Genomic DNA, 13,873 nt, shown 5'->3' with positions numbered 1-13,873 from the left:
CGAGGTAGCGAGTTTTGATATTTTGTGCGGAATCGAAAAGAAGATCGGATCCTCTATTTGACAAGATTAAGATCCGGATCTATTGTACACCTTATGGTAAACATTAAAGATGAACAGCTCAGCCATGTATTTATGGCATTGGCAGACGGGACAAGACGCGAAATGGTTCGCCAGCTAGCGAATGGGTCCCTGCCAGTGAAAGAGCTCTCGAACCCCAATAACATTTCCAAATCTGCGGTGACCAAACACCTAAAGATTCTGGAACGTGCCGGACTGCTTACTCGGCAGGTAGTCGGGCGAGAACATATTTGCTCGCTGAATCCCGATCCGCTGGTGGAAGTGAATGAGTGGCTGGCCTTCTATCAGACTTTCTGGGAAGACAAGTTTGATGCACTAGAATTCTACATAGACAAGCAGTTAACGGAGAGCGATTAAAGATGTCGGCTCAACGGGGTTACGCAGCACTAAAGTTGCAACGAGAATTCCGGGCAGATGATAAAACTCTGTTCGAAGCATGGACACAAGCGGGTGTGTTAAGCCAGTGGTTTGGTCCGACTGATCACAATGTGATTTCAGCAAACGTGGATGCAGTGCAGGGTGGAAAGTACGAAATTGTCATTCAATCACCGGAAGGAAACGAAATCAGCCATTTCGGGGAATTTGTGATTGTTGATCCACACGTGCAGTTGGTGTTCACATGGGTTTTGGCAGATCAGGCTTGTGGTGGATGTGAAGATCAGAATGTATCCACGTTGGTGACATTAAGGTTTGAGCAGGTAGAGAATAAGCGGACACGCCTAACATTACTTCATGAGAAGCTGCCTGATGAATCTGCTTATGAAGGGCATAAGCTGGGTTGGCTCAGCAGTCTGGACAGTTTGGAAAGGTTGATAAGCGACTAGGGTAACCAGACCCTGCGCGCGTCAATCGTTCTTAAGTAAAACGAAGCACTGGTGCAGTGCTTTTTTTAAAATCAAATAGTACACCTTTTGGTGTACATAAATAGCAAGGAGCACATTATGACGAGCATACATCATCATGTAGTCATGGAAACCACACCGGAAAAGCTGTATCAGGCGATCACCAGCAGTGAAGGGCTGTCCAACTGGTGGACCAAAGCAGACGCCACCACCATATTAGGGGAAAACCTTTCCTTTTACTTTGGCCCTCAGTGTGATCATAAAGTCGAAATGCAGTTGGTGAGTCTGGAGAAAAACCGAAAAGTTGTGTGGCAGTGTGTAGAAGGTCCCTGGCAAGAGATGGGGCATTTTATGTTCATCATTTCTGAAGACGAGCGAGGGGCAGCACTGAGCTTTACTCACGAAGGCTGGCCAGAAATGGGACCCTTTTTTGGGCACTGCAACTGTAAGTGGGGGCTGTTTATTGGGCTTAGCCTGAAGAGCTATCTGGAGACTGGAAAAGGGGTTCCACACCCTAATGAACAGAATATTTAAACTAATCCCTCACTCGGTTCTGCGAGTGAGGGATTTCTTACACCTTTACATCACTCTTTCACAAAAAATGGGTTGATTTGTTCCGGAATTTAGAACAAGTATTAGGCAGTTAACCACTTTTCCTAATGGAGTGCTCTGTGAAACTGCAAAATATGGATTTGTTCAAACAGCTTTGTTATGTCGATGGAAACTGGGTCGGAGAGGCGGCTGAACAACAACCCGTGTACAACCCGGCAACGGGTCAAAAGATTGGTCAGGTTCCTGTTTTTGGCAGAGAAGAAGCGGAGCAGTGCATTGCTAAAGCTAACCTGGCACAGAAAGAGTGGCGCTCTCTTACTGCCAAAGCGCGCAGCAACCTGCTTAAGAAGTGGTTTGAACTGATTCAGGAAAACAGTGACGATCTCGCTACCATCATCACCACAGAACAAGGTAAATCCATTCACGAAGCAAAAGGCGAAGTCGCATACGCGGCGAGCTTTATTGAATGGTTTGCTGAAGAAGCCAAACGTGCTTACGGAGAAACTATCCCTTCTCATAAGCCCGACGCCCGAATTGTGGTGACTAAAGAGCCAGTGGGAGTCGTTGGGGCAATAACCCCATGGAATTTCCCCGCTGCGATGATCACAAGAAAATGCGGTCCCGCTTTAGCGGCAGGCTGCACCGTTGTACTCAAACCCGCTCCCGATACGCCATTTACCGCTTTGGCGCTGGGCGCTTTGGCTGAAGAGGCTGGCATTCCACCTGGCGTTTTCAACATCCTCACTGGAGATGCGGCAGGCATTGGTGGCGCATTCACCGACAACAAAACCGTTCGTAAGGTCTCATTTACCGGATCAACTCAAGTAGGCAAACTGTTGATGTCTCAATCGTCCGGTTCAGTGAAAAAGCTGTCTTTAGAACTGGGTGGCAACGCGCCATTCATTGTGTTTGAAGATGCAGATTTAGATGCTGCGGTTCAAGGAACATTGATTGCCAAGCTTCGAAATGCGGGGCAAACCTGTGTCTGTGCGAATCGCATATTTGTTCATCGGTCGGTTCAGGACACCTTCGTCTCAAAACTTAAGGCGGCGTTTGAAACGCTTAAAGTAGGTGATGGGCTCGACCCCGATAACCAGATTGGTTCGATGATCAATCAAGCGGGTCTGGATAAGGTTTATGACCATTTAAACGATGCTTTGGACAAAGGGGCAAGTCTGGTGCTGGGCTCTAAAGAAAAGCCGACCAATCTGTTTTGTTCTCCTATGATCGTGACCGGAATGACCGACGATATGAGGGTCGCTCACGAAGAAACCTTTGGACCGCTTGCCGCGATTTTTACCTTCGATACGGAAGAGGAAGTCATAGAGCGCGCTAACCAGACAGATGCGGGATTGGTGGCTTACTTCTATTCTCAATCCCTAAGACGAAGCTGGCAGGTTTCAGAGCAGCTAGAGGCAGGCATGATAGGGATTAACGAGGGTTTGATCTCAACAGAAGTTGCTCCATTTGGTGGTGTAAAAGAGTCGGGGCTTGGGCGCGAAGGCGCGCGTCAGGGTATCGAAGATTATCTGGAAACCAAGTACATGTTAATGGGTGGGTTGTAGAGCTCAATCTTAGCGAAAGCACAGACAGATTAAGGCAGCATGACGCTGCCTTTTCCATATCGGTATTTTGTCTGAATTTGTGACTATGTTGCAAAAATGTTAACAAAACTTCGAAAGTGTGAGCTGATAATCTAGTAATTGATTGCTCAACTTCTATTCTTTCTCTTGTTTCTATAACACATAAGAGAAATTATAAAATGAAAGTATTGATCTGCTCTCTCACATGCTTAACGGCATGGATCTCCACGGCGGCTTTTGCTGCCATATCACAACACCCTGTCATTTTGATTCATGGCTTTCAAGCCAGCCAGCTAGAGCAAAAACCGAATGCTCAGCAGGTTGCTCAAACTGGTGAAGAATACTGGCAATCTTACTGGTTAAGCCGGGCTGACGAACGGATTGACTGGCCATCTCACGAGCGTGTGCAGGGTAAAATCGCGTCTGATTATGTGTGGCCAAAGCTCCAGTCACTATCGCGAAATAATACCTGTTCACAAGGTTGCATCATCGTGACACATTCAACGGGGGACCTGATTGCCCGGCATATTCTAGACAACCAGAAACGCTGGCTGGAAAACGCAGGGATGGCACCGCTAAACATCATCACTACACTGGACTTTGCGGGTGCTGGCGGAGGTTCAGAGCTTGCAGATATGGCGATCAATGCTGCGGAAGGAGGTGGCGTGGGTAACTGGACATTGCGACAAGCGCTGTCTCTTTGGCTTGGTATGACCCCAACAACAGATAACGTTGGTGTACTGAACGATTTGAAAGTCGGTAACGCAAGACAACTGTCACCTTCGCCTGACAGTCGGGTACCAAGGATCCGTGTCGTTGGTGACAGTTCTGACTTCTGGGGATTGACAGCAGGTTTTCTTCCCGGTCATGACGATGGTGTTGTTGCCGCGCATTCAAGCTGTGGAGCCCAGTCTTCTGGCAGCTACAACAGTTGTTCGTCCTTTGTGGCATTCGATGGGAAGCTGGCTGCCCAGTCCAGAGGCGTAACAAGTTTTATGGCGCATCACTACCCATTATTGATGGGCGAAGATTATTCCCACAGCACGCTTATCGATAATGCTCACGAAGGCAGAGTAGCTCCGGTGAGAGTCCATCTCACTTTGCCTGATGGCAGCAAGGTACGCGTTTTGACGGAAGACCAAAGTTCCTGGTGGTCAGGCAATACTTATCGTTACGTAAAAGATTCAGATTCCAAATCAATGTCTCAATTGACTTATGACCTGCTGGAAGGTGCACGTTAAAGGTGATTAGAATTTGTCCACCTAGCCCGACAGTGCATATCAAAATGCATCTGTCGGGTCGTCTTCCGCCAATTGAGGTGTCTTATGAAAATGCCCGGTTCGGTTTATTTTTCTGGGAATGTATATGTAAGAAGGTTCGTGATTCTGCTCGCCATTGTATTGGTTGGTATGGTCACCTGGATGGAGCTTTGCGACGATGACATACTTCATCAGAATCCGACGCAGGAAATTAAGCCAGACAAGCCTCCAGCAGCGACCGGGCATTCAGAGCCTCATGCCAACGTTGAACTTACTAGTGAGTCCCCAGAGTCCGATAAACCGGACACAAAAGAAAAAGAACTGGAAACATCTCTGAAAGAACAGTTCAGCATCATTGCCAGCGCATACGCAAAAGAGCTGCAACATCCCGGCTACTCACCACCGCTTGATGATGAAGACCCCAGAGCCCTTAATCCGAATCGATTTCATAAGGTGGAGCTCCCTATTCTGGGAGGAAAACAGAAAGCGGCGATTCGGTTGGAAAAGTACCGGTACTTTTATCCCGAGCCGATTCGGGTATTCATTGAAACGCCACTTGAAATTCAACAGGTTCACGTAGATTTAAGAGATGTAAAAGGCGGAAACAGCCTCGCTCGTCAAACCGTTGAGGGTAGCGAGGTGGTCTTCAAATCCAAGCCAGACTGGCCGGAAGAATTACGAGTGAAAGCCAAAGTAACGTTTGCTCAGGGAGACGATGTGTTAACGGCTGACTTCCGGTATTACCTGCCCGTTGGCAAAGTAACGGGTGTCGAACCTCCGGTCAGTGAGAACGCGGATATGATCATCCCCGTTAGTCTGGAATTGAATGAACAAGGGACGTACCGCCTCCGTGCCAGTTTGTTTTCCTCTAACGGCAAGCCCGTTGCGTCACTGACCGCGACAAAAAAGCTGCCATCTGGTGACCAGGTGCTTAACCTGAAAGCCCACAAAAGTGTGCTTAAAGGGCATCAGTCGGAGTTCGAACTTCGTTATATCCAGTTGGAGAAGTTGTCGGATTTCCCCGGTCAGAAAAACGGGTATGGCATCAGTGAACAAGCCACTTATTCGCTAGGTCAATTCGACCTTGCTCAGTTGAGCGATGAACCTTATCAGCCATCAGAAGAAGAGAAATCTCGTCTGGAATTTTTGAAAAACGCCAGTCAGTAAGACATTTTTCTCAGTAGAAACTCCAAAAAAGCGGTGCATTTCTCAATTTGTGGATTACACCTAAAACGCAGCGTTTGCTTATGTAATAGGTTGATTATTATGTGATAAAGTCGTCCAAAATGATGAAAATGGCTTAGGGCGACGGCATGAAATTGATACGGAAATCGCGGCTTCGATATCAAAAGGACAATTCCGATAAAGTGTACGAAGTGGATCTGGTGGAACAAGCTTCCTCAGACCCTAATCGATACTTAGTGAACTTTCGCTATGGTCGAAGAGGCAGCACGCTTCGAGAAGGCACAAAGACCCGTGAACCAGTGGCGCTTGAGCAGGCTGAACGTCTGTTTGACAGCGTGGTGGTGTCCAAAATCAATAAAGGCTATGAAGACCTGAATGCGCTTTCTGCTTACACGCCATCCAATGAAGAAAGCGAAGGGGACCTGTTTGATCATGCGTCGCTGGTTAAGCGCATTGAAAATGAGAAAGACGGCTACGCTCTTGGTCGCCAAATCTGGCGTTTACGCCCTGTCGCGAATCCCGATCTCGCGGCACTGATTTCGTCCAAACTGGGCAGTAAAGTCTGGCAACTGGATTACGCCATATTGTGGAGCCTTGGCCGGATAGGAAGCCAATCCGACATCAACACCATCAAGCCGTATCTGAGCCATGCTGACGCCAAATTCTCTGCTCTGGCAATGGAAGCCATTCTCTCTCTGACACCCAAATCAGAACGAGCGCAAACCTATCGCGATTTATCTGGTCACGCTTTGCTGGAAGCGGAAGAGTTCACTCGTAAAGTTGATCAGTTTGTGGCGCAAACCACGCCGGATACCAACATCAATTCGCTGTTGAAACAGGCGTATTTGCAATCCTGGTTTGACGAGAACATTCAAAACGCCCTGCAACAGTCATTGCCTCGCATACCTTTTGTGCCTAACGCCTTTCAGGGGATTCGATACATCCTGAAAATGAGCGAATTTCGTCTTGATGCCACTACGTTCGCTATCGCTCAATTCCAGCTTGAGCAAAGAAACCCATTTTTCCAAAAGAGCTGGCGATACTACTATTCGCATCAGCATGGTCGGTTAGAGGTAGAAAAAGAGCTGAAGTCGCCAGAGGCGCGGTTGGCACATTCGCAAAATACACACAATTATCTGGTGCGCCGCCAGTGGCGAGTGTTAAAGCAGCTGGGTGTGAACGAAAGCCCGGACTACGTGCGAATGGCTACTCAGATTCTGCTGCAATTTAAAGACAGCGACGGCAAAAAGCCCAAAACGTCGGAGATCTACGAGTACGATTCAAACTGGCGTCGGCAGTTGAAATCGGTCAATCATTACGATGCGTTTGCTCGCTATGCCACCTTTAACGCCGTTTTGAGAAAAGAGCATCCAGCCTACGCCCGAAGCGAAGCGGGGTACGTTTGGAAGTTCAACCCAGATGTCATCTTTGAAGGGCGAGGGGAAGCGTTTTCCCAGCTCTGGGATCAAGTGCCTCACAATTTGCTGGAACTTGCTTTGGCGAGTCAATGCCAGCCTGTTTGTGAGTTTGCCATTCGAGCCTTGCAAGACAACACCAGCTACATAGAAGCACTCGGTCTCGATATTCTGGTGAATTTGATGGTCAGACCCTACAGTGTTTGCCAGCAATTCGCTAAACCACTTATAGATACGCAGCTAGAGCGTAATAGTTTGTCGGGTGAGCAGTTGGTGCTTCTGCTAGAAAGTGGTATTGAAGCTGCCCAGTCATTGGCGTTAGAACAGCTCGATAAGATTTCTGACTTATCCAAAACTGCCGATGTACTGGTCGCGCTGCTCACCATGGAGTCTGCCATTGTCAAAGACTGGCTGGATGAAAAAATGCAGCGCAATGGGCTGTTCAGAAGCGGTCAGGCAGAAGTGCTGAACCTTCTGACGCAACGTCTGACTTCTTATCCTCTGCGTTCAATTGAGCAGGCGCTATGGTTAGCCGAATGGTTGAAGCTGCACTGTAAAGATGCCTTGTCTGGCTTATCTCTAAGCCAGATTGAAGCGCTTGTTCTCAGCGAATATGCTCCGAATACGTTGTTGGGGTGTGAGCTATTGATGTCGCTTGATGTCGCATGGTCAGACATTCCTACTGCCATCTTTGACGCTATTCAGGTCAGTGATTCTTATCAGATCCAGTCTTTCAGTGTCGCACTACTCTCTAAGCAGTCTCCGGATGAGCTGGTTGAAAACCTTCCGTATTTGCTGACGTTGCTGCTTAAGAATAACGAAGCCCAACGTAAAGCCGTGTTGACTGCACTGCCCGCGGCTTACCAAAGAAGCAATGACAACCGAGGTTTGGTGTTCGGTAAGCTGGTCGCACTGCTGAATCAGAGAGAACTCGATCAAGATTTGCAACGTTTGGTTACAGCCTTTATTCAGCAAGAATTTGAACGCGAGCTGTCGATAAAGTCACTCAATGAAGTGTTTTTACTGGCGACGGCAAAATCTGAAATGGCACACAATGTCGTGCTCCCTATACTGTCTGATAGCTTTAACGGACGCACACTGGACCGCGAACTCGATAACGCAAGCTGGCTGTTACTGGCAAATAGCAACACTTTTGCGTTGAGAGAGATCGCCAGAGCACACTTTGAGCGCGAGCCCAAATCATTGCTTGAAGACAGCGAAGGGTTTCTTGCTCTGTTAGCGAGTGCCTGGCTGGATACCAAAGAGTTTGCGTTTGAGTTTAGCCGCGAACATATGACAGCCGAGCACTGGACCCCAGAAGCTATAGTTTCAGTGTGTGACAACCCAGATGGTCAGGTGCAGGCGTTTGGGCGAGAGTTGCTGCAACGTTTCTTTGATGAAACGGATGGGAAACAGTACCTACTCAAGTTAAGTCAGCACCCTGCTGCCAATGTAGAGCTGTTTGTGACCCAGTTCCTTTCTCAATATGCATCGGGAGATGAATCCATTCTGCTGGCGTTAAAACCTTACTTCATCTCTGTGCTCAGCCGTGTAAACAGCGGGCGGGTAGCAAAAGATCGAGTGCTGGCGTTCATGACAGAGCAAGCCACTGCTTCCCCGAAGGTGATGGAAATGGTGTCAGAAATCCTGACTCGTCAGTCCCTGACTTCTGTTCACAAAGACAAAGCACAAATCCTAAAAGCCGTGCTGGCGCTTAAACAGCAAGAGAGCAGTCTGGCGATGCCCATTGAAATTAAATCGCCGCGCCACGTGGCTTCGTCAGTTGCCGCGACCATGGAGAACGAATCATGAAAGTGAGTTATCAATACGCATCCAAAAGTCAGGTTCGTTCTGGTAGCCAATCGACCGATGTCGCGTTCTCTCCAGATACATCTCGCGCCCCGACATTCTTTGTGGGTGAGGTAAAAGAAAAACACATCTTTCGGGAAGCCATTTCTGCGCTCCATGATGTGGTCATTTCGGACATGCGTTTTGTGCCCAAAAACCGGGATGAATACCAGAACTGGCTGGCGCAGGAAGAAGAACGATTACTGGCAGAATTTGTCAGTCGCTCTGGTGAAGTCAAGCAGGAGCTAGAAGAGGTCAAAGCCGAACTGACTGAAATGAGTAAAGCCTCGGCAGAAATCATGTCACCGTTTTACAAAGCGCAGGACAAGTACTTTAAGTACCTGTACAAGCACGACATGGATGCCTGGTATGTGCTTGACCCCGTCATCACGGTTCACCCAGATCAGGTCTTTTTTGAATGTTTCTCAGAGGACGAATCCAGTTACGGCAAACTGAGCTGCAACTACGACACCTTTGAAAACGTCAGCGATAAAGAATGCGGCACCACCAATATTGACTACTCCCAAGGGTTGTACGACGAATTTCAGAAGATTCGGGACTATCGCAAAACATTGCTGAAAGTGGATCCCGACGGGTTCAACGTCCAGACTTCCGGCAGCGCAGCATTCGATGAGAAGAAAATTGATCTTCCCGATTCGTGGGTACGGGGCTTCCTGCAAGTCAGCTCTGCCATGACATTGCCAATGGTGAAGTTCCGGCTTCATCCAATGGAAATTCATAACATCTGCCTGTTGCTGAAACGCAAAAAAGAGCGCGTAGGACCGCGTTCCATGCGTTTTGAACTAACACCCGACCAACCGATTAAGATTGTGATGGAGCCATGGGGCGATGTGATTACCTGTCCTCGTTCCGTCTACCGTGGTGATAAAGCCCGAACCATTCGCACCTGGGGCCGTAGACGCATCCTGATTCTAGAGCGCTTACTGCCTATTGCAGACAGCTTTGATGTCTGTTTGCTGGGGGATGGCATGCCGTCCTTTTATGTGGCGAACATGGGTGATATGACGTTCACGCTTGGTTTGTCTGGATGGAGTGCTAATGACTGGTCTGCTGCTGGCCAGTTTGACCTGCTCGCTCCGCGAGAAACGGTGGATGAGCTGACCAGTCAGCGAGTCTATTTAGCACTCAAGGAAACCCAACAAGAGAGCGCTTCCAGCCTGGCATCCCGGTTAGCGCTGGACGTGAGTGTGGTGAAATCGGCGCTCGCGCAATACAGCCAGTTGGGACAGGTTTTGTATGACCTGAGTCTGGATGTGTACCGACTTCGACATCTCTACAATCAACCTATCGCATTGGATCAAATTCGCTTTACCAATGAGAGAGAAGAAAAAGCCAGCCGTCTGGTCGCCGCCAATTTAGTTTCCGTGATTCAGGTTACGGAGCAGTCTGGCATCAAAGAGATTGTGGGCGTCACTCTGGACAATGGAAAAGAGTATCGCTCGGTTCTGAGAATCGACCGAGATCAGCGTCTGATAGGAGGCGAATGCGACTGCCATTTCTGGCATACCAACAAACTAAGACAGGGACCTTGTGAACACATGCTTGCGCTTCGAATGCAAGCTGCCCGAGAACTGGGCGAGGAGGTAACCGCATGATGAACGCTGTCTTATCAAACCCGGACTGCCTCTCAAAACAGAGCCAAGTCTCACAATTTTTACTTGCTGAACAAACCATTAGACATACAATGGGAAACCATAGCAGCGCGGCAGAAGAACCTTGCATCTCGAATGGTGGATCGCCATTCAGGTTTAAAGACTGCCCACGCATCACTGATGCTATCTTTACTGAGCCGTACAGTCACCTATACCGCTATTGCGGTGTGACTTCACAGAAGTCAATGAGCGGTATAGGTAACGTACGGCATCGAGTTGATACCCTCAGTACTAAGAACTCTTCGAAGGAATATCGCGTCGCGCTGCTTTCTCCTTCTTCCCTTGTTTCCAGACTTTCTCATTATGGCACCACGCCACTGCATACCCGTTTGATTAAAGGGGAGGCGGTCTATGTCTGATACTTCTCATCACTCATCCCAATCCGATAGCCAGGAGGCAACGTTGTCTGACTCAGCCACAAAACTGACCCGTCAGGAAATCTATGATCGCATTCGGGAAACCAGTAAAGACGAGTACATCCTGCAAGAAATGATTCGCCTTGGTTTTTGGGATAAGGACGAAGAGCAACCTAACTTAACGCAGGAATTCATTGAACGCCGCGCTGAACTGATGCGCAAGATGCGTGAACTGAGCCAGCTCGACAGCCTGTATTCTGACCCTGAAAAGGCATTGGAAGCACTTCATAAAGAGCGAAAGAAAGCGGCGCTGGAAAAGCGGGAACAGACACGTCAGGCACGTAATCAAGAGCGATACGAACGCGCGCTGGCGTGGTATCACAAACAAAAAGAGAGCTTCACCTGGTTGGGTGACGACGTTTCGCTGGGGCTAGTGAACAAAGAAAGCGATGCTGGCAAGCTGGAAAGCCTAGATCTCCTTCATTTTGAAAATATTGCCTCACTTGCTCAGGCGATGGGTATTTCGGTCTCTGAACTGCGGTTTCTTGCCTATCAGAAAGACGTATCGAACGTTTCCCATTACCAGCGTTTTACGATCGCCAAAAAGTCGGGTGGTGAGCGCCATATTTCTGCGCCCATGCCAAGGCTTAAACGTGCTCAGTACTGGCTGCTCGACAATGTTCTGGAGAAGTTAACGGTACATCAGACCGCGCACGGATTCGTCTCGGGGAAAAGTATTGTTACTAATGCTCAGCCCCATGTCGGTAAGGCGGTGGTGATCAATATGGATTTGAAAGACTTCTTCCCAAGCATCAGCTACAAGCGGGTGAAAGGGCTGTTTCGCGCGCAGGGTTACAGTGAGGAACTCGCTACGGTATTTGGGCTTTTGACCACAGAGCCGGAAGTTCAGGAACTCGAGATGGACGGTAAAACCTGGTTTGTCGCTCAGGGAGAACGCCGGTTACCGCAAGGCTCTCCATGCAGCCCAGCCATCACCAATGCTCTGTGTCGTCGGCTGGATGCAAGGCTACAAGGAATGGCTGATAAACTCGGGTTTACCTATAGCCGATACGCTGATGATCTGACCTTCTCCACCGATGAACCCGACAAAGTGCAATCGCTGCTTTGGCGAGCCAAGCAAATTGTTATTGACGAAGGGTTCACACTCCACCCAGAGAAAACCCGTGTGATGCGTAGCCATCAGAAGCAGGAAGTCACGGGTGTGGTGGTGAACGACAAGTTGTCGGTGGATCGTAAAACCCTAAAACGTTTTCGAGCAGTATTGAAGCAGGTTGAGTTAGATGGTCCGGAAGGCAAAACGTGGGGAACGGGCGATTTGTTCCGATCTCTTGAAGGCTATGCCAATTTTGTCGCGATGGTCGATCCGGAAAAAGGCATTCCTCTGCAAAAGACCTTGGTTCACCTAAAACGCCAATACGGCATCCAGACCAAACATGGCAAAGTGACGGCACTGAACAAACGCTTGCTTAGAGCGAAAGCTGCAAAAGGGGAAGCTCCGCGTGAAAACTGGTGGCAACCAGAAGAAAAACCGGAACCCGAACTGGAGCTCACGCCAAACCAAAAAGCGGAACAGAAACGAGCAGAACAAAGCGCAAGAAGAGCCGAGCAGCGAGCAAATACGGAAAGTCAGAATGTTGAATCTGAGCAAGGTGACGGCTGGGATGAGCTAGATTCTGATGCCAACAAGGTATGGACAGCCCGAGAGTACGTATTGGTCACGCTTATGTTGCCTCTGGTGTTGATTCATTTGTTCTTCCGCGCACCCTGGAACGTCAAATGCATTGTTATCGGAGTACTATCGCTTCTGTACCTCTATCTCACTTGAGCAAACCCAAATTCAGGTTAAACTACGCGCCATTGAACGCAAAACAGGATACGCAGTTGGAACTGTTTAATATCGATTTTTTAGGGAAGCCATTACGACTGGAAGGGTCCATGGCAGGCTGGCAGCAGCTATTCTGGGACAACACCCTTGTTTCGCAGTTGGACGCAAATGCTGACAGACAGGAACACCTGCACAGCTTTCAGTTGACCAATGGCGAGCAAGCCATTGATTGCCAGGTCAATGTGGATTTGAACTGGCAGCCGTTCTATGTGCACTTCGCTGCCAAAGCCAATGAGCAGGTGGTGGCAGAAGGTCGACGCGACGCCAAAGACATCGAAAGACAAACCCCGGTAACACCCGTAAAACAAGAGCGTAAGTTCAGCGTGGTCGGGCTGTTTGCTCTGGGTATGAAGGCACTGAAAAGTGCCAAAGTCATCAAAGGGGTGCTAGCCGCGTTGAGCCTGGCGGCGTACTCGTGGTTTTTCTCGTTTGAATTTGCGATTGCGTTACTGGCGTGTTTGATGTTCCACGAATACGGGCACATTCGCGCAATGAAATACTTTGGTATGAAAACCAAAGGTATCTATCTGATTCCATTCTTGGGTGGTCTTGCGCTCTCGGATGAAAAAATCAACACGCGCTGGCAAGACGTAGTGATATCGATAATGGGACCAACCTTTGGTTTGGTGTTGTCTTTGGTTTTACTGGTGGTCTACTGGGTAACGGGCAACATCTTCTTTGCTGGTCTCGCCGCCTTCAATGCGTTTCTAAACCTTATCAACCTGCTGCCTGTATTGCCGCTAGATGGCGGGCACGTACTAAAGAGCATCAGCTTTTCATTTAACAGCGTTGCTGGGTTGGTGATGTGCATTCTTGCAGCTCTCGCGGGTGTGGTTGCCAGTTATACCTTGGGGTTAGCGTTGTTTGGCTTCCTGTTGATCATGGGTAGCATCGAAATTTTGATTGAATGGCGGACTCGGCACAATAGCCATCTTCTTCCGCTAGACCGTTACGGTCAGGTCGTTTCTTTTGTTTGGTATCTGGGATTGGTCGCCTCTCTAGTCGGGATCATGGTGTACATGGCATCATCCGGTGACGAGATCCTTCGTTTACCTATGCTGATTATGGCGAGCTAGCTTTTTCCAACATCGCATTCTTTCCAACATCCCATTCGAGCACAAAGGCTAAGGCTCCCCCTTAGCCTTTTCTCGTTTTCTCAAGCCTGAATCATAATCA

The 13,873-nt window shown here is 48.7% G+C and carries 11 protein-coding genes; all 11 read left to right on the top strand.

Annotated elements, in window-relative coordinates; genetic code table 11:
- The first annotated feature begins 93 nt into the window (after positions 1–93).
- The 11 genes from INR79_RS27995 to INR79_RS27945 all read left to right on the top strand — a co-directional run bounded on the left by INR79_RS27995 (position 94) and on the right by INR79_RS27945 (position 13,773).
- Complete coding sequence (locus tag INR79_RS27995) at positions 94–435, top strand: ArsR/SmtB family transcription factor (protein WP_223098353.1); 342 nt, start codon at positions 94–96, stop codon at positions 433–435.
- 2 nt (positions 436–437) lie between these two features.
- On the top strand, positions 438–902 hold the full coding sequence (locus INR79_RS27990; protein WP_022595876.1) for an SRPBCC domain-containing protein: 465 nt from the start codon (positions 438–440) through the stop codon (positions 900–902).
- 117 nt (positions 903–1,019) lie between these two features.
- Positions 1,020–1,454 carry an SRPBCC family protein gene (locus tag INR79_RS27985; RefSeq protein ID WP_223098350.1) on the top strand — a complete coding sequence of 145 codons (435 nt, stop codon included), beginning with the start codon at positions 1,020–1,022 and terminating at the stop codon, positions 1,452–1,454.
- Positions 1,455–1,591: 137 nt separating this feature from the next.
- Positions 1,592–3,037 (top strand): NAD-dependent succinate-semialdehyde dehydrogenase, encoded by a 1,446-nt coding sequence (locus tag INR79_RS27980; protein WP_410482910.1) that lies wholly within the window; start codon positions 1,592–1,594, stop codon positions 3,035–3,037.
- A gap of 197 nt (positions 3,038–3,234) precedes the next feature.
- Positions 3,235–4,296: a hypothetical protein gene (locus INR79_RS27975; protein ID WP_223098347.1), complete on the top strand. Its 1,062-nt coding sequence runs from the start codon at positions 3,235–3,237 to the stop codon at positions 4,294–4,296.
- 84 nt (positions 4,297–4,380) lie between these two features.
- On the top strand, positions 4,381–5,481 hold the full coding sequence (locus tag INR79_RS27970; protein ID WP_223098327.1) for a hypothetical protein: 1,101 nt from the start codon (positions 4,381–4,383) through the stop codon (positions 5,479–5,481).
- Between the two features lie 146 nt (positions 5,482–5,627).
- Positions 5,628–8,726, top strand: coding sequence for a hypothetical protein (locus tag INR79_RS27965; protein WP_223098324.1), 3,099 nt, complete (start codon positions 5,628–5,630; stop codon positions 8,724–8,726).
- Complete coding sequence (locus tag INR79_RS27960) at positions 8,723–10,378, top strand: hypothetical protein (RefSeq protein WP_223098321.1); 1,656 nt, start codon at positions 8,723–8,725, stop codon at positions 10,376–10,378. The genes INR79_RS27965 and INR79_RS27960 overlap by 4 nt, the downstream gene beginning before the upstream one ends.
- 89 nt (positions 10,379–10,467) lie before the next feature.
- Entirely contained in the window at positions 10,468–10,794 is a 327-nt protein-coding gene (locus INR79_RS27955) for a hypothetical protein (RefSeq protein WP_155400607.1), read from the top strand.
- Positions 10,787–12,637: a reverse transcriptase family protein gene (locus INR79_RS27950; protein ID WP_223098318.1), complete on the top strand. Its 1,851-nt coding sequence runs from the start codon at positions 10,787–10,789 to the stop codon at positions 12,635–12,637. Before INR79_RS27955 ends, INR79_RS27950 begins: the two co-directional genes overlap by 8 nt.
- Positions 12,638–12,693: 56 nt before the next feature.
- Positions 12,694–13,773 carry a site-2 protease family protein gene (locus INR79_RS27945; protein ID WP_223100348.1) on the top strand — a complete coding sequence of 360 codons (1,080 nt, stop codon included), beginning with the start codon at positions 12,694–12,696 and terminating at the stop codon, positions 13,771–13,773.
- Positions 13,774–13,873: the final 100 nt, after the last annotated feature.

The sequence above is a fragment of the Vibrio sp. SCSIO 43132 genome (genome assembly GCF_019904195.1).
GTDB classification, from domain to species: Bacteria; Pseudomonadota; Gammaproteobacteria; order Enterobacterales; family Vibrionaceae; genus Vibrio; species Vibrio nigripulchritudo.
The sequence above is the reverse complement of the archived record's forward strand: the minus strand, read 5'-3'. Positions and strand labels throughout refer to the sequence as shown.